This window comes from Kluyvera genomosp. 2 (assembly GCF_036759865.1).
GTDB lineage: Bacteria > Pseudomonadota > Gammaproteobacteria > Enterobacterales > Enterobacteriaceae > Kluyvera > Kluyvera ascorbata_B.
Genome location: NZ_JAPKIA010000023.1, coordinates 1 through 16,357 on the forward strand (window position 1 = coordinate 1; position 16,357 = coordinate 16,357).

At 56.3% G+C, this 16,357-nt stretch carries 16 protein-coding genes; 3 read left to right on the forward strand and 13 right to left on the reverse strand.

Features of this window, described 5'->3' with window-relative positions:
* Nucleotides 1-173: 173 nt before the first annotated feature.
* From hemG to pepQ, 4 genes are read right to left on the reverse strand one after another with little or no spacing between them, the layout of a single operon-like run.
* Nucleotides 174-707: a menaquinone-dependent protoporphyrinogen IX dehydrogenase gene (hemG, locus tag V6942_RS21115; RefSeq protein WP_106929926.1), complete on the reverse strand. Its 534-nt coding sequence runs from the start codon at nucleotides 705-707 to the stop codon at nucleotides 174-176.
* A 12-nt stretch (nucleotides 708-719) separates the two neighbouring features.
* Nucleotides 720-2,171 carry a Trk system potassium transporter TrkH gene (gene trkH, locus V6942_RS21120; RefSeq protein ID WP_106929924.1) on the reverse strand — a complete coding sequence of 484 codons (1,452 nt, stop codon included), beginning with the start codon at nucleotides 2,169-2,171 and terminating at the stop codon, nucleotides 720-722.
* A gap of 42 nt (nucleotides 2,172-2,213) precedes the next feature.
* The gene (locus V6942_RS21125) at nucleotides 2,214-2,828 is read right to left on the reverse strand and encodes an IMPACT family protein (RefSeq protein WP_182929675.1); all 615 of its coding nucleotides are present in this window, start codon (nucleotides 2,826-2,828) and stop codon (nucleotides 2,214-2,216) included.
* Nucleotides 2,828-4,159: a Xaa-Pro dipeptidase gene (gene pepQ / locus V6942_RS21130; protein ID WP_333501771.1), complete on the reverse strand. Its 1,332-nt coding sequence runs from the start codon at nucleotides 4,157-4,159 to the stop codon at nucleotides 2,828-2,830. The genes V6942_RS21125 and pepQ overlap by 1 nt, the downstream gene beginning before the upstream one ends.
* Nucleotides 4,160-4,350: 191 nt before the next feature.
* Between pepQ and fadB the strand changes: the two genes are divergently transcribed.
* Both fadB and fadA read left to right on the forward strand, forming a co-directional pair.
* Nucleotides 4,351-6,540: a fatty acid oxidation complex subunit alpha FadB gene (gene fadB / locus V6942_RS21135; protein WP_333501772.1), complete on the forward strand. Its 2,190-nt coding sequence runs from the start codon at nucleotides 4,351-4,353 to the stop codon at nucleotides 6,538-6,540.
* A 9-nt stretch (nucleotides 6,541-6,549) separates the two neighbouring features.
* Nucleotides 6,550-7,713, forward strand: a complete 1,164-nt coding sequence (gene fadA, locus V6942_RS21140; protein ID WP_182929678.1) for an acetyl-CoA C-acyltransferase FadA — start codon at nucleotides 6,550-6,552, stop codon at nucleotides 7,711-7,713.
* 177 nt (nucleotides 7,714-7,890) lie between these two features.
* Here fadA and fre read toward each other — a convergent pair whose 3' ends face one another.
* Nucleotides 7,891-8,592, reverse strand: coding sequence for an NAD(P)H-flavin reductase (gene fre / locus V6942_RS21145; RefSeq protein WP_182929679.1), 702 nt, complete (start codon nucleotides 8,590-8,592; stop codon nucleotides 7,891-7,893).
* An 85-nt stretch (nucleotides 8,593-8,677) separates the two neighbouring features.
* Nucleotides 8,678-10,156: a 4-hydroxy-3-polyprenylbenzoate decarboxylase gene (gene ubiD / locus V6942_RS21150; RefSeq protein ID WP_106929910.1), complete on the reverse strand. Its 1,479-nt coding sequence runs from the start codon at nucleotides 10,154-10,156 to the stop codon at nucleotides 8,678-8,680.
* A gap of 162 nt (nucleotides 10,157-10,318) precedes the next feature.
* On the opposite strand from ubiD, the gene rfaH reads away from it, so the two are divergent.
* Entirely contained in the window at nucleotides 10,319-10,807 is a 489-nt protein-coding gene (gene rfaH / locus V6942_RS21155) for a transcription/translation regulatory transformer protein RfaH (protein ID WP_106929908.1), read from the forward strand.
* A gap of 1 nt (nucleotide 10,808) precedes the next feature.
* Here rfaH and tatD read toward each other — a convergent pair whose 3' ends face one another.
* The 7 genes from tatD to ubiE form a co-directional block, all read right to left on the reverse strand.
* Nucleotides 10,809-11,603 carry a 3'-5' ssDNA/RNA exonuclease TatD gene (tatD, locus tag V6942_RS21160; RefSeq protein ID WP_333501773.1) on the reverse strand — a complete coding sequence of 265 codons (795 nt, stop codon included), beginning with the start codon at nucleotides 11,601-11,603 and terminating at the stop codon, nucleotides 10,809-10,811.
* 30 nt (nucleotides 11,604-11,633) lie between these two features.
* Nucleotides 11,634-12,398 carry a Sec-independent protein translocase subunit TatC gene (gene tatC / locus V6942_RS21165; protein WP_106929904.1) on the reverse strand — a complete coding sequence of 255 codons (765 nt, stop codon included), beginning with the start codon at nucleotides 12,396-12,398 and terminating at the stop codon, nucleotides 11,634-11,636.
* Nucleotides 12,399-12,400: 2 nt separating this feature from the next.
* A complete protein-coding gene (gene tatB / locus V6942_RS21170) occupies nucleotides 12,401-12,931 on the reverse strand; it encodes a Sec-independent protein translocase protein TatB (protein ID WP_182929681.1) in 531 nt (176 codons plus the stop codon).
* A gap of 3 nt (nucleotides 12,932-12,934) precedes the next feature.
* Nucleotides 12,935-13,189 (reverse strand): Sec-independent protein translocase subunit TatA, encoded by a 255-nt coding sequence (gene tatA / locus V6942_RS21175; protein WP_106929900.1) that lies wholly within the window; start codon nucleotides 13,187-13,189, stop codon nucleotides 12,935-12,937.
* Between the two features lie 76 nt (nucleotides 13,190-13,265).
* Nucleotides 13,266-14,906: a ubiquinone biosynthesis regulatory protein kinase UbiB gene (gene ubiB, locus V6942_RS21180; RefSeq protein ID WP_106929898.1), complete on the reverse strand. Its 1,641-nt coding sequence runs from the start codon at nucleotides 14,904-14,906 to the stop codon at nucleotides 13,266-13,268.
* Nucleotides 14,903-15,508 (reverse strand): ubiquinone biosynthesis protein UbiJ, encoded by a 606-nt coding sequence (gene ubiJ / locus V6942_RS21185; RefSeq protein WP_106929896.1) that lies wholly within the window; start codon nucleotides 15,506-15,508, stop codon nucleotides 14,903-14,905. Before ubiJ ends, ubiB begins: the two co-directional genes overlap by 4 nt.
* Nucleotides 15,509-15,522: 14 nt before the next feature.
* The gene (gene ubiE / locus V6942_RS21190; RefSeq protein WP_106929894.1) at nucleotides 15,523-16,278 is read right to left on the reverse strand and encodes a bifunctional demethylmenaquinone methyltransferase/2-methoxy-6-polyprenyl-1,4-benzoquinol methylase UbiE; all 756 of its coding nucleotides are present in this window, start codon (nucleotides 16,276-16,278) and stop codon (nucleotides 15,523-15,525) included.
* Between the last annotated feature and the right edge of the window lie 79 nt (nucleotides 16,279-16,357).

Sequence of the window (16,357 nt, forward strand, 5' to 3'; positions counted from 1 at the left end):
TTTCGCTTTTCTCTGCCGAGATTCTCAGGAGAACCTCGCTGACCCGGCGGCTTGTTTGCCGTTGTTCCGTCTCAGTGGGGCCGCATTATAGGGAGAAAATGAGAACCCGCAAGCATAAATATTAAAAAACTTTTTGTTCGCTCACTTTCCAGGCAATCAGCCGAATTAGCGCCCTATTTGCGCGAAAGTTGCGCGATTTCCTTAGCAAACGCGGACACCTGCTCCCAGTCGGTATATACCACTTCTTTGCGTGTATCCGTTTCCCCGCCGGTCATCTTCATTATCAGACGGATCATAAAGCGGTCGAACCAGCCGTAGCGCGGATAACGTAAGGCGCCCGCAAATACCGCACAGGCATCCGGCTGCCATGGAGAACGCAGCAGGAACTTACGCGTGTAGCTATTGGTCTGCGGCGAACGCTTCTCTGGCTTACGCGCAACCAGGTTTACCGCAAAGAAAGCGCCAGGGATCGCCTGCAGCGCGGCCGCATGCTTTTTCACAAAACGGTCAAGCGCGGGATGAAAATGCCCATAGCGAATGGAAGCGCCGATAATCACCCGGTCATACTGCGCCCAGTCCACGCTATCCGTACGGTGTAAGTCCACCATCGCCGTCTCGACATCAAGCTCGCTCAGCTGCGAGCAAAGATGGGCGGCAATTTCGCGCGTCTGCCCATCACGGGTAGAAAAGAGCATTAATGTTTTCAACGCTAACTCCTGTTATTCGCGCCAGAATGTCGGGGTAAAGAGCACCAGTAAGGTGAAGACCTCCAGACGACCAAACAGCATGTTCGCGATCAGGATCCACTTCGCCACCGGGTTCATGCTGGCAAAGTTATCCGCTACCACGCCCAGCCCTGGCCCGAGGTTGTTCAGCGTCGCCACAACCGAGGCAAACGCCGAGAAGTCATCCACGCCGGTGGCGATAATCGCCAGCATGCTGACAATAAACACCAGCGCATAGGCAGAGAAGAATCCCCATACCGCTTCAAGAATACGTTCCGGCAGCGCACGGTTGCCGAGCTTGATGCTATACACCGCGTTCGGGTGGACCAGACGCTTCAGCTCACGGTTCCCCTGTTTGAACAGCAGCAGAATACGAATGACCTTCAGGCCACCACCGGTGGAACCGGCGCAGCCGCCAATAAAGGCGGAACACAGCAGCAGTACCGGCAGGAATAACGGCCAGCGCGCAATACTGTCGGTGGTGAACCCAGCGGTCGTCGCCATTGATACCACCTGAAAGAACGCCTGGTTAAGCGTGGTCACCGCCGATGCATAAATATTGTGGAACCACAGCACCAGCGTACAGATCACCACCAGCGTCAGTTGCACACCGATAAACATGCGGAACTCCGGATCGCGCCAGTACACCTTCAGGCTACGTCCGCTTAATAAAGAGAAGTGCAGGCCGTAGTTACAGCCGGAGATCAGCAGGAAGACCGCAATAATGGTATTGATGGTTGGACTATTAAAGAAGCCCACGCTCGCATCATGGGTAGAGAAGCCGCCGATGGCGATGGTAGCAAAGCTATGGCCGATGGCGTCAAACGCCGGCATTCCGGCGAACCAGAGGGCCAGCGCGCAGGCAACGGTGAGCAGCACATAAATAAGCCATAGGGTTTTCGCCGTTTCGGCAATACGCGGGCGCATTTTATTATCTTTCAGCGGCCCGGGCATTTCCGCCCGATACAGCTGCATCCCACCGACGCCGAGGATAGGGAGAATCGCCACCGCCAGCACAATGATCCCCATCCCACCAAACCACTGCAGCATCTGCCGGTAGAAGAGTATCGCGTGAGGCAATGAGTCCAGCCCCACCAGCGTGGTCGCACCGGTCGTGGTTAACCCCGAGAACGATTCAAAGAACGCATCGGTTACCGTGAGGTTAGGCTGTTCAGAGAAGATAAACGGCAGCGCACCCACGCTGCCCAGCACGGTCCAGAACAGGACAACAATCAGAAATCCTTCACGCGATTTCAGTTCGCCCTTCTCCCGGCGGTTCGGCCACCACAGCAGCGAACCAATCGCTAGCGCCACGAAGAATGTCTGGGTAAATGCGCGCCCGGCGCCATCGCGGTAAATCAGAGCCACTAAACCCGGCAGGATCATCGTCCCCGAGAATAAGATGACCAGAAGTCCAACAATTCGAGTAATGGCACGAAAATGCATTTCCGGCGCGTCCTTTGATAATCTAAAAAGTCAGGAGGGGGATTATTCGTCAATCGCTAACAAATGCAATGAACCACGACTAAAATCCGCCAGCTTTGCGGAAAAATCAGGCACTTTTGCCTGCGGAAGCGCCACACGGAGCATAACGGACGCCTGATAGTCGCTGTCCACGATCTGGCCGGCATACTGCCCAACCAGCGCCTCAACGCCCGCCAACTGCCCGTATTCGCATAACAGAGTATATTCGGTTAGCGGCGTTTTGATCTGCGTAGTCAGTAGATTAAGCGCCTGCTGAACTCCGCCACCGTAGGCCTTCACCAACCCTCCGGTGCCTAAAAGGATACCGCCGTAGTAGCGCACCACCACGGCGGTAATTTCGCCAACGCCGCTGCCCATCAGCTGCGCCAGCATCGGCTTACCGGCCGTGCCAGCGGGTTCACCATCATCAGAGAAACCTAGCTGCTGCGAATCGTCCGGCCTGCCCGCGACCCACGCCACGCAGTGGTGGCGGGCATCAGGGTGCTCGGCGCGAATCGACTCAACAAATGCTTTGGCCGCTTCCACGCCGTCGGTATGTGCCAACAGCGTGATAAAACGACTCTTTTTGATCTCTTCAACGAAGGTGACCGGCTCGGCCGGTATTCGCCAGCTTTCCATTACGCCAGTTTCAGATCGCGCGTCATGTTTTCGATATTGTTCTCGTGGATCACCACGTTATCTTCAATACGAATACCGCCGAACGGCTTCAACGCTTCAATTTTCTTCCAGTTGAAATGTTTGCTGTACTGGCCTTCGCGCCACGGCGCCAGCAGGGACTCAATAAAGTAGAAGCCCGGCTCGATGGTCAAGACCATGCCCGGCTGCAGTACGCGAGTACAGCGCAGGTACGGGTATTTAGACGGTGCAGCCAGATGCGTCCCGCTATCATCCTGCATAAAGCCGGCGACGTCGTGCACCTGCAGGCCCAGAGGGTGACCAATACCGTGCGGCATAAACGGCCCGGTCAGATCGTTCTCAACCATCGCTTCTTCGCTCATATCAGTGACGATCTGGTGCTTACGCAGCAGTTTGGCAATCCGCTGATGGAACTGAATGTGATAATCAACATAGCTGGTGCCGACCTTCATGGTCGCAATCAGCGCCAGCTGCTCGGCATTCACATCTTTTACCAGATGCGCATAGTCGTTATCGCTGTGTGCCGACCAGGTGCGGGTCAGGTCGGCCGCATAACCGTTGTACTCCGCCCCCGCATCCAGCAGGAAGCTGCGTATTTCTGACGGCACGCGGTGATCCAGCTTGGTGTAGTGCAGTACGGAAGCATGTTCATTCAGCGCCACAATGTTGCTGTATGGAACATCGGTATCGCGATGGCCCGTCGCCGTCAGATACGCCAGATTGATATCAAACTCGCTCATGCCTGAACGGAATGCCTCTTCCGCCGCACGGTGGCCGTTAACCGCCATCTTCTGCGCTTCACGCATGCACGCCAGCTCGTAATCGGTTTTATAGGCGCGATAGTAGTGCAGGTAATCAATCACCCCTTTCGGGTTGATGTTGTTTGCCGCAATGCCGAGCCCCAGCGCACGCTCCGGAACCGGACCGATATAGCCAATATTGCCGCGGGCCGCCGGCAGCTGGCTACCAATGCCATCCGCTTTCGGCAGCGCGATCACCTCAACGTCTTCCGTCCAGAACGACGTTGGCAGCGGCTCTACGTTGTGCCAGTAGTCTACCGGCAGGTAAAACCACAGCTTGGGTTTATTCACCCCATCCACCAGCAGCCAGCAGTTTGGCACCTGGGTCACCGGTACCCATGCTTTGAACTGCGGGTTGACTTTGAACGGGTACGGGTGGTCATCCAGAAAAACATTCATCAGCTCGCCAGAGTGGATAAGCAGCGCATCAAGCTTAAAACGCTCAAGTGCGTTACGCGCCCACTCTTGTAAGGTAACAATATGATTTTTATAGAGTGCGGCCAGTGATTCCATTATTTACCCTTCTGAATTTATTGCCCTTTAGTCTCCGCATAGTAGCACACCTCACCCACCCTGCGTGATTTCCCCCGGACGTGATCCGACCAGCAAATATTTAAAGTCTTATTTGCATTTATTTAACACAAAATACACACTCGAGTTTATCTGGTATGACCAGATCATATTGCTGGATTCAGGAGACTGACATGCTCTACAAAGGCGACACCCTGTACCTCAACTGGCTAGAAGATGGCATTGCCGAACTGGTGTTCGATGCCCCTGGCTCAGTGAACAAACTCGATACCGCAACCGTAGCCAGCCTCGGCAAGGCGCTCGACGTCCTCGAAAAACAAAAAGAGCTGAAGGGGCTGCTGCTGCGCTCCGAGAAGGCGGCCTTTATTGTCGGCGCGGATATCACCGAATTCCTTTCGCTGTTCCTGGTGCCTGAAGAACAGTTCAGCCAGTGGCTGCATTTCGCGAACAGCGTATTTAACCGTCTGGAAGACCTGCCGGTACCGACGATTTCCGCCGTCAACGGCTATGCGCTGGGCGGCGGCTGCGAATGCGTGCTGGCCACCGACTATCGCCTGGCGACCCCGGATCTGCGCATCGGTCTGCCGGAAACCAAGCTCGGTATTATGCCTGGCTTCGGCGGCTCCGTTCGTCTGCCGCGTCTGCTGGGCGCCGATAGCGCGCTGGAAATCATTGCCGCCGGTAAAGACGTCAGCGCAGAACAGGCGCTGAAAATTGGCCTGGTTGACGGCGTCGTTAAACCCGAAAAACTGTTCGATGGCGCGCTGGCAGTACTGCATCAGGCTATCAACGGCGACCTGGACTGGAAAGCGAAGCGTCAGCCGAAGCTTGAGCCGCTAAAGCTCAGCAAGATTGAAGCCACCATGAGCTTTACCATCGCCAAGGGCATGGTGATGCAAACGGCGGGTAAACACTATCCGGCGCCAATCACCGCGGTGAAAACCATTGAAGCGGCAGCACGCTTTGGCCGCGAAGAAGCGCTGAATCTTGAAAACAAAAGTTTTGTTCCACTGGCCCATTCTAATGAAGCCCGTGCGCTGGTCGGTATTTTCCTCAACGACCAATTCGTCAAAGGTCAGGCGAAGAAACTGACCAAAAACACCGAACCGCCGAAACATGCCGCCGTGATTGGCGCAGGCATCATGGGTGGCGGGATCGCTTACCAGTCCGCCTGGAAGGGTGTGCCGGTGATCATGAAGGATATCAGCGAAAAATCGCTGACTCTCGGCATGACAGAAGCCAGCAAGCTGCTCAACAAACAGCTCGAACGCGGCAAAATTGACGGCCTGAAGCTGGCTGGCGTCATCGCCACTATTCAGCCCACGCTGGACTACGCCGGTTTCGATCGCGTTGATGTCGTTGTCGAAGCCGTGGTGGAAAACCCGAAGGTAAAAAAAGCGGTGCTCGCGGAAACCGAGCAGAAGGTGCGCCCGGACACCGTGCTGGCATCGAACACCTCGACCATTCCTATCAGCGAGCTGGCCGACGCGCTGGAGCGCCCGGAAAACTTCTGCGGTATGCACTTCTTTAACCCGGTGCACCGTATGCCGCTGGTCGAGATCATTCGCGGCAAGAAAACCGCCGACAGCACCATTGCGAAAGTAGTCGCCTGGGCCAGCAAAATGGGCAAAACGCCGATCGTGGTTAACGACTGCCCGGGGTTCTTCGTCAACCGCGTACTGTTCCCGTACTTTGCCGGCTTCAGCCAGCTGCTGCGCGATGGCGCCGACTTCCGCAAAGTGGATAAGGTCATGGAGAAACAGTTCGGCTGGCCAATGGGGCCGGCCTATCTGCTCGATGTGGTCGGGATTGATACCGCGCACCATGCACAAGCGGTAATGGCCGCCGGTTTCCCGCAGCGGATGCAGAAAGATTACCGTGACGCTATCGATGCGCTGTTTGAAGCCAGCCGTTTTGGTCAGAAAAACGGTCTTGGTTTCTGGCGCTATAAAGCCGACAGCAAGGGTAAACCGAAGAAAGAGGAAGATGCCGCATTAGACAGCCTGCTGGCCGATGTCAGCCAGCCGAAGCGCGACTTCAGCGATGAAGAGATTATCGCCCGTATGATGATCCCGATGGTCAACGAAGTGGTGCGTTGTCTGGAAGAAGGCATTATCGCCAGTCCGGCAGAAGCGGATATGGCGCTGGTCTATGGCCTGGGCTTCCCTCCGTTCCACGGCGGTGCGTTCCGCTGGCTGGATACGCTCGGCAGCGCGAAGTATCTCGATATGGCGCAGCAGTATCAGCATCTTGGGCCGCTGTATGAAGTTCCGGCAGGCTTGCGCGATAAAGCGCGCCATAACGAAGCGTATTATCCCCCGGTTGAGCCAGCCCGCCCGGCTGGTGAGCTGAAAACGGCTTAAGGAGTCACGATGGAACAGGTTGTTATTGTTGATGCAATTCGTACCCCGATGGGCCGTTCCAAAGGGGGCGCATTCCGCAACGTGCGCGCCGAGGATCTCTCCGCGCATCTGATGCGCAGCCTGCTGGCGCGCAACCCGGCGCTGGAAGCGGCGGCTCTCGACGACATTTACTGGGGCTGCGTACAGCAGACGCTGGAGCAGGGCTTCAACATTGCCCGCAACGCGTCGCTGCTGGCAGAAATCCCGCATTCGGTTCCGGCTGTCACCGTGAACCGTCTGTGTGGTTCTTCGATGCAGGCGCTGCACGACGCTGCGCGCATGATTATGACCGGCGATGCGCAGGTCTGCCTGGTGGGCGGCGTAGAACATATGGGCCACGTGCCGATGAGCCACGGCGTTGATTTCCATCCGGGCATGAGCCGCAACGTGGCGAAAGCGGCGGGGATGATGGGCCTGACCGCTGAGATGCTCTCACGCATGCACGGCATCAGCCGCGAAATGCAGGATGCCTTCGCCGCACGCTCCCACGCGCGCGCCTGGGCCGCCACACAGTCCGGCGCCTTTAAGAATGAAATCATTCCCACCGGCGGTCACGACGCAGACGGCGTGCTGAAGCAGTTTAACTACGATGAAGTGATCCGTCCGGAAACGACCGTTGAAGCGCTCGCGACGCTGAAACCGGCATTTGACCCGGTCACCGGCACGGTCACCGCGGGTTCGTCATCCGCACTCTCCGACGGCGCATCCGCCATGCTGGTGATGAGCGAAAGCCGCGCCCGCGAACTGGGGTTAACGCCGCGTGCGCGTATTCGCTCAATGGCGGTCGTTGGCTGCGACCCGTCGATCATGGGCTATGGTCCGGTTCCGGCGTCGAAGCTGGCGCTGAAAAAAGCGGGCCTGAGCACCAGCGATATCGGTTTGTTTGAGATGAACGAAGCGTTTGCCGCGCAGATCCTACCGTGTATTAAGGATCTGGGGCTGATGGAGCAGATCGACGAGAAGATCAACCTCAACGGCGGCGCGATCGCACTGGGTCACCCGTTAGGCTGTTCCGGTACGCGTATCAGCACCACGCTGCTTAATCTGATGGAGCGCAAAGACGTGCAGTTTGGTCTGGCGACGATGTGCATTGGCTTAGGTCAGGGGATCGCGACGGTTATCGAGCGCGTATAAAAGAACGCCCCGGCGAACAAGGCCGGGGCGAACCATACTGTAGGCCGGATAGAACGCGCCCGCGTCACCATCCGGCGTCTTTGCCGGGGGCGCTTCGCTTGCCCGGCCGACAATAACCAACAACACAGTTTAGTTGCCGTTCTTCCCGCCTGTCAGGGGCGGGTTTTTTATTGCCTATCAGATAAAGGCAAACGCATCGCCAAACAGACGATCTTCACGCGCCTGACGCTCGTTGCAGAACAGGTCACGGGCGATTTTCGCCATTTCAAAACGCCCGGCAATATAGATATCGTGTTCGGCCAGCGTGCCATAATCCTGAAGCACCGCCGTGAGCACGGTGCCTGAACGCCCGCGCCACTCCTCTTCCGGCTGCTCCACCACCGGCACCACGCGCAGGTTCGGATGATTAACCGACAGCGCCTCCAGCTCGGACAGGTCGTAGAGATGCTTCTCTTCACGGCCACCCCAATAGATAGCGACGTCGCGATTCGGATTACGCGCCAGCGCGGTCAGCAGAATAGAACGCACGTAGGAGAAGCCGGTACCGCCGGCAATCAGCACCAGCGGGCGATCGTCTTCCTCACGCAGCCAGGCTTCGCCGTGCGGAATATCCACCACCACTTCGCGGTCTTTCAGAATGCGGTCCATAACGGCCATGGCGTACAGGTTCAGCTCAGAAGCGCCGATGTGCAGCTCGATAAACGCCTGTTCATCCGGCGTAGAGGCCATAGAGAACGGACGCTTGTCGCGCTCATCCATCACCACCATCAGATACTGCCCGGCACGAAATGAGAAGGCAGCTTCGGGTACTAAACGAACGCGGTATACCGTATCAGTAATGGCATCCACCGAGGTCACTTTACAGCTTAAGGTTGTCATGCGCTCCCTCTGTCGGGTCTTCTTCCCCATCCTCACTCATGCTGTCGCCACGAGGGCCACGGCATAAGCCTTCCGGGGTGGGTTATCATTTATTGTCGGGAAAAATGGCCAGCTCGTCCCAGATCTCATCAATACGCGCCGTAACGGCGGGATCTTTCTTGATTGGACGGCCCCATTCGCGCTGGGTTTCCCCAGGCCATTTGTTGGTGGCGTCCAGCCCCATTTTCGACCCCAGGCCGGAAACCGGCGAGGCGAAGTCCAGATAATCGATCGGCGTGTTCTCTACCAGCACCGTATCCCGCGCGGGATCCATGCGGGTAGTGATCGCCCATATCACATCGTTCCAGTCGCGTGCGTTAACGTCATCATCGCAGACAATCACGAATTTTGTGTACATAAACTGGCGTAAAAACGACCATACGCCCATCATTACGCGTTTTGCGTGCCCCGCATACTGTTTTTTCATGGTGACAACGGCAAGGCGATAAGAACACCCTTCCGGCGGCAGGTAGAAATCGACAATCTCCGGGAACTGTTTTTGCAGAATCGGAACGAAAACTTCGTTCAGCGCTACGCCCAGCACCGCTGGCTCATCCGGTGGGCGTCCAGTATACGTGGAGTGGTAGATAGCGTCTTCGCGCTGAGTAATATGGGTGACGGTAAAGACCGGGAAGTTATCCACCTCGTTATAGTAGCCAGTATGATCACCATACGGGCCTTCTGGTGCCATCTCGCCCGGTTCAATGTAGCCTTCCAGCACAATTTCGGCGCTGGCCGGCACTTCCAGATCGTTAGACACACACTTCACAACTTCGGTTTTTGTGCCGCGCAGCAGCCCGGCAAACGCATATTCAGAAAGCGTATCCGGCACCGGGGTCACAGCCCCCAGAATCGTGGCCGGATCGGCTCCCAACGCTACTGACACCGGATAACGTTCACCGGGGTGCGCAGCACACCACTCCTGGAAATCTAACGCGCCGCCGCGATGCGACAGCCAGCGCATAATCAGTTTGTTTTTGCCAATCACCTGCTGGCGATAAATGCCCAGATTCTGCCGTTCTTTGTGCGGGCCGCGGGTAACCGTCAGCCCCCAGGTAATCAGCGGTGCCGCATCTTCCGGCCAGCAGGTCATCACCGGTATGCGCGAGAGATCGACATCGTCGCCGGTCATAATTTTTTGCTGACAAGGTGCGCCCCGCAGGCGTTTGGTTGGCATATTCAGCACCTGCTTGAACTGCGGCAGCTTGTCAAACAGATCGCGGAAGCCCTTAGGCGGCTCCGGCTCTTTCAGAAAGGCTAATAGCTTACCCACTTCACGCAGCGCGCTGACATCTTCCTGCCCCATCCCCATCGCCACGCGACGCGGCGTGCCGAACAGGTTGCAAAGCACCGGCATGTCATAACCTTTGGGATTCTCAAACAGGAGCGCAGGCCCACCGGCACGCAGCGTGCGGTCAGCAATTTCGGTCATTTCCAGATGGGGATCAACCGGGAGGCTAATACGTTTTAGTTCGCCCTGCTGTTCGAGTAACGTCAGAAAGTCGCGTAGGTCATGGTATTTCATGGGGTAATTATTGGCCTCCTGGTAAGCGCCCTAGTATACGGCGAATGGTCCTTTGATGCTGTATTTTTGTTAAATTAGCGTGAATTAAAGCTGTAACAATCAACATCGCGATCTGGCTGCACTTTTGTTATGCTTCCGCGCTAACAAGTGGAAAGAGTGATTATGCAAGCCTGGTATTTACTGTACTGCAAACGCGGGCAACTTCAGCGTGCCCAGGAACATCTTGAGAGACAGGCGGTCAACTGCCTGACGCCGATGATCACCCTGGAAAAAATGGTGCGCGGTAAGCGCACGTCAGTCAGTGAGCCGCTGTTCCCGAACTATCTGTTCGTGGAGTTTGACCCGGAAGTCATCCACACCACCACGATTAACGCCACCCGCGGCGTTAGCCATTTTGTCCGTTTTGGCGCGCGCCCGGCCACGGTACCATCATCGGTGATCCATCAGCTTTCTATCTACCAGCCTGAAGATATCACTGACCCGGAAACGCCTTATCCCGGCGATTGCGTGGTGATTACCGAAGGCGCGTTCGAAGGGCTGAAGGCTATTTTTGCCGAGCCCGACGGCGAAGCACGCTCAATGCTGTTGCTGAACCTGCTGAATAAACAGGTTAAGCAAAGCGTCAAAAATACCGACTTCCGTAAAGCCTGAACTAAAAATCGATATTAAACAGCCTTCTGGCGTTGTTGTCCGTGACGGCTTCCAGCCATTGTGCCTCTTCTGCACGCCACTCGGCCACGCGCGCCAGAATATGGGTGACAAACGCAGGCTCGTTACGGCGTGAAGCCGGTTTCGGTGCCATGTCACGCGGCAGCAGGTACGGCGCATCGGTCTCCAGCAGCAGGCGATCGGCCGGAATCATCGGCAACAGCTCGCGCAGCGCCAGCCCGCGGCGCTCGTCGCAAACCCAACCGGTAATACCGATCAGCAGCCCGCGATCCAGGCAGGCCTGTGCTTCCTCGCGCGTGCCGGTGAAGCAGTGCAGCACCGCACCCGGCAGATGGTCGAGCCACGGTTCCAGCAGCGTCAGAAAACGTTCATGGGCGTCACGACAGTGCAGAAAAACTGGCATTCCCAGTTCGGCGGCTATCGCTAGCTGGGCGCTAAAGGCGACTTCCTGCTCCGCGGGCGTTGAGAAGTTGCGGTTAAAGTCCAGACCACACTCCCCCACCGCCACGACTTGAGGCTTGTTCAGCAGCGCATAAATAACCTCTGCCACCGCCGGCGACCAGCTGCTGCTATCATGCGGATGCACGCCTGCGGTTGACCAACAGCCCGTAAAGCGTTCTGCCAGCCGCTGCGCCTCTTCGCTCTCGTGACGGTTGGTGCCGGTCAGCAGCATGCCATGCACGCCGGCGGCGAGCGCTCGGGCGACGACCTCATCGCGATCGCGGGCGAACTGTGAACTGGTCAGATTGACCCCGATATCAAACATCATGGCTCCCATACGACAACCGCCCTGGCGGGCGGTTGGTGATTATTCTTCAGTGTGTTCCGCTTCCGCGTCTTCATCACGCGTGAGCCGCTTCCCGGCGTAGAAGCGGGAGAAGAACACGCCCACTTCAAACAGGCAGTACATCGGGATAGCCAGCAGCGTCTGCGAGAATACGTCCGGCGGCGTCAACAGCATACCGACCACGAACGCGCCGACCAGCACGTACGGGCGCTTCTTACGCAGGTCATCCGGCGTGGTCACGCCAACCCAGCAGAGCAGTACGATAGCGACCGGCACCTCAAACGACACGCCGAAGGCAATGAACAGCGACATGACGAAGTCGAGGTAGCTCTTAATGTCGGTGGAGACGAGCACGCCCTCCGGCGCCGTGTGCGTCAGGAAGCCAAAGGCCAGCGGAAACACCACAAAGTACGCAAACGCCATGCCGATGTAAAACAGCAGGGTGCTGGAAATCAGCAGCGGCACCACCAGACGGCGCTCATGTTTGTACAACGCTGGCGCCACGAACGCCCAGACCTGGTACAAAATCACCGGCGCAGAAAGGATCAGCGAAACCATAAAGGTCAGCTTGATCGGGGTGAAGAACGGCGATGCGACGTCGGTGGCGATCATCGTCGCGCCGACCGGCATTTGTTTGATCAGCGGTGCGGAAACCAGCTGATAGATATCATTGGCGAAGTAAACCAACGCCAGAAAAATGACGATGACCGCAATAATGCAGTTGAGCAGGCGCTTGCGCAGCTCAATCAAATGAGCGATCAGCGGTTGGGTATCTTCTACGCTCATGTTTACGATTTATCACTCGATGCGGGGGTGGATTCAGGCGCAGCGGCCGCAGAAATGTGCTCTTTCTCTGCCGGTTTAACCCGCTCGGCTTCCTCGGCCGGTGCGTCGACAGGCTTCGCCGTCGCGCCCTCAGTGGACGCCGGCTGAGACTCAGCGGCCTGCGGAGGCTCGGCAGTCTTATCCTTTGCCACTGGGTTATGAATGGTATTGGCCTCGTCACTCGCCTTTTCAGGGTCGTTAATCGAGTAAGACCGCTTCATCGACTCTGCCGCTTCACGCAGTTCGTCCATGGAAGCCTTCAGCTCAGGCGTCAGGCTATCCAGACTCGCTTTCTCCACTTTTTTCAGGCTGTCCTGAAACTCCTGGAGTTTAAGCTCCTGCGTCAGTTCGTTTTGCACGGTGGTCGCCAGCGAGCGCAGCGCCCGAATCCAGCCCACCACCGTTTTCACCGCCACCGGTAAACGTTTTGGCCCTAAAACAATCAGGCCAATCACGAACACCAGCAGCAGTTCACTGAAACCAATATCAAACACGCATTACACCTGCTCGTTGTCGTGGCGTTTCGCTTCGTCTTTCTTCGCACTTTCCTGCTTATCAGTAATTGATTTTGCAGTGAAATCTGCATCCTGGTCTGCTTTAGGCTTGCTATCGTCTTCATCACTCATCGCTTTCTTAAAGCCTTTGATGGACGCACCTAAGTCAGATCCCAGCGAGCTCAGCTTTTTAGTCCCGAAAAGCAGAACCACGATAACGACGATAATCAGCAACTGCCAAATACTAATACCACCCATACAAGTTCCTCTGATAGATGATGAAATAATCAGCGCGCATTATACGTTATGCAGCGCCCTGTTAGCGACGCATAATTCAGCGCGTCTTCCGCCACCCTGCGAGCCATACCACCAGCCCTCCAGCCATAAGCCACGCGGGTGTCAGCCCCCATTCCGGGCGTTGAATCAGTAATACTGTACCGCTCAGGAGTAAAACTGCGCCTATACCAAAGAGATAGCGCGACTGCCCCTGACGGGTACGGTGCGTCGCCATTTCCTGAGAAAGCTTCTCCAGGCTCACCTGTACCTGCTTGCTCTGACGCAGGCTGTCGTACACCAGTTCAGGCAGCTCCGGCATTTTTTCGATCCAGAACGGCGCTTTATCCTTTAGCGCGCGGAACAGTGCCGGAATACCGACCTGATCTTTGATCCACGACTCAAGGAATGGTTTTGCCGTCTTCCATAAATCTAACTGAGGATAGAGCTGACGTCCTACCCCTTCTACGTAAAGTAATGTCTTTTGCAGTAACACAAGCTGTGGCTGTACTTCCATGTTGAAGCGCCGCGCGGTGTTAAACAGGTTCAGCAACACGTGACCAAAAGAGATTTCTGCCAGCGGCTTTTCAAAGATGGGTTCGCAGACGGTACGAATGGCAAACTCGAACTCCTCAACGTTCGTGTCCGGCGGTACCCAGCCGGAATCAACGTGCAGCTCGGCCACTTTACGGTAGTCGCGATTAAAGAAAGCGATAAAGTTTTCAGCCAGATAGCGTTTATCGTCTTTATTCAATGAACCAACGATGCCGCAATCGATGCCAATATACTGCGGGTCTTCCGGATGTTCATAGCTGACAAAAATATTGCCTGGATGCATGTCGGCATGGAAGAAGCTGTCGCGGAATACCTGGGTGAAAAACACCTGCACGCCGCGCTCGGCAAGCAGCTTCATGTTGGTATTCTGCTTCTCAAGCGTTTCGATATCCGACACCGGGATGCCGTAGATACGCTCCATCACCAGCATGTCGACACGACAATAATCTGAATACACTTCCGGCACGTACAGCATCGGGCTATTTTCAAAGTTACGCCTTAGCTGGATGGCGTTTGCCGCTTCACGCAGCAGGTTCAGCTCGTCGATCAGCGTTTTTTCATAGTCGCGCACCACTTCTAACGGGCGCAGGCGACGGCCGTCCGGCAGCAGGCGGGGAACCCAGCGCGCCAGGCGGTAAATCAGCTTCATGTCCGCTTTAATCACCGGCAGGATATCCGGGCGGATAACCTTAATCACCACCTCTTTGCCGTTTTCTTTTAAACGCGCGGTATGCACCTGGGCAATGGAGGCAGAGGCCAGCGGCTCAATATCAAAATCGTCAAACCAGCTTTCCACGGGAATATCGCCCATGGATCTTTCAATCTGCTGTTTTGCCAGCTTTCCGTCAAACGGCGCCACGCGGTCCTGCAGCATGATGAGCTGATCGGCAATCTGAGGAGGGAAAAGGTCGCGGCGGGTAGAGAGCATTTGCCCGAATTTAATCCATACCGGGCCAAGCTCCTGTAGCGCCAGGCGCAGACGCTCGCCCAGCGGCTTATCCTTGTGGCGGTTCGGCATCCAGAACAGCAGCCGACGCCCCATACGCAGCGGCAGCGTGATGCGCATTTTAGGTATGAGCTCATCAAGCCCGTAGCTCAAAAAGGTGCGGATGATAAAGTACAGGCGCCGTAATTCTCCTGGCGTCATTTCCCCTCCAGTTTTTCCAACCGTTTGGTCAGCGCCGCAAGCTCACGCTCGACCGCCGCCGTCTCTTCCGCAAACCAGGCAACTTCCAGGGCACCCGGCGCCAGACGCCACTCTTCGGTCAGCGTTTCAGCCACATAGCGCTGCTGACGCGCCAGACCGTGCTGTAAGCACTTCGCCCCGCCGCGCAGCAGTTTGCTGACGCCCTCGGCGGCGATATCGCCGGTATAGGGCGCAAGCAGCTCGGCCGGGTCAAACTCGGCAAGATCGGCCAGCGATACCAGGTTTTGTACCACCTGGAGATCGCCCTGCACTTCCAAATCGTTATTGCGGATAAGCGCGGTCAACTGCTGGCGATTGCGCAGCTGTGGTAACACGCTGAGGCGGGTGATGACGGTGCAATCAGCCTCGCCTTCCCACGCGCCCAGCACGTCGACCTGACGCTCGCTGAAGACCAGCACCAGCGGCGAGGAAAATTCTTTGAGCTCAATGCGCAGTACTTTCCCGATAAGGCGCTGACGGGCAGGCTTTAACGCTTTTTCGCGCCACAGCAGCGCGTTAATAGCGGTCTCGATGCTGCCGGTCATTAAGGGTTTTAAAGGCATACGGCCCCCACTTATCAGAATTTATAGCCGCGGTGCAGCGCGACAATCCCTGCCGTCAGGTTGTAGTAGTCAACGTTTTCCAGCCCGGCGTTCTGCATCATCGCTTTCAGAGTGTCCTGATCCGGATGCATACGAATAGACTCCGCCAGATAGCGATAGCTGTCTGCGTCATTGGCCACCGCTTCACCGATACGCGGCAGAATGTGGAACGAATAGGCATCGTAGGCCTTACTCAGCGGGTCGAAAACCGGTTTGGAGAACTCGAGCACCAGCAGGCGTCCACCCGGTTTCAGCACGCGGTACATAGAGCGCAGCGCTTTGTCTTTGTCGGTGACGTTGCGCAGGCCGAAGGAGATAGTGATCAGATCGAAGGTGTTATCCGGGAACGGCAGCGCTTCTGCGTTCGCCTGAACATATTCCACGTTGCCCACCACGCCGATGTTACGCAGCTTTTCGCGCCCCATTTTCAGCATGGAGTCGTTAATATCCGCCAGCACAACGCGGCCGGTTTCACCGACCATACGCGAGAATTTTGCCGTCAGGTCGCCGGTACCGCCCGCCAGATCGAGGACCGTCTGTCCACGGCGCACGCCGCTGCAATCAATGGTAAAACGCTTCCATAGACGATGAATACCGAATGACATCAGGTCATTCATGACATCGTATTTTGCGGCGACAGAATGGAATACATGCGCCACCATGTCTTCTTTCTGAGATTTGGCGATTGTCTGAAAGCCAAAGTGCGTCGTTTCTTGTGAATCCTCAACCATCTCTATGCCTGCTTATCAAGAAAATGTTCATGAAGTGTAACAGATTGGGCGCAATTGCCCTACGATTCCACCCCGTTAC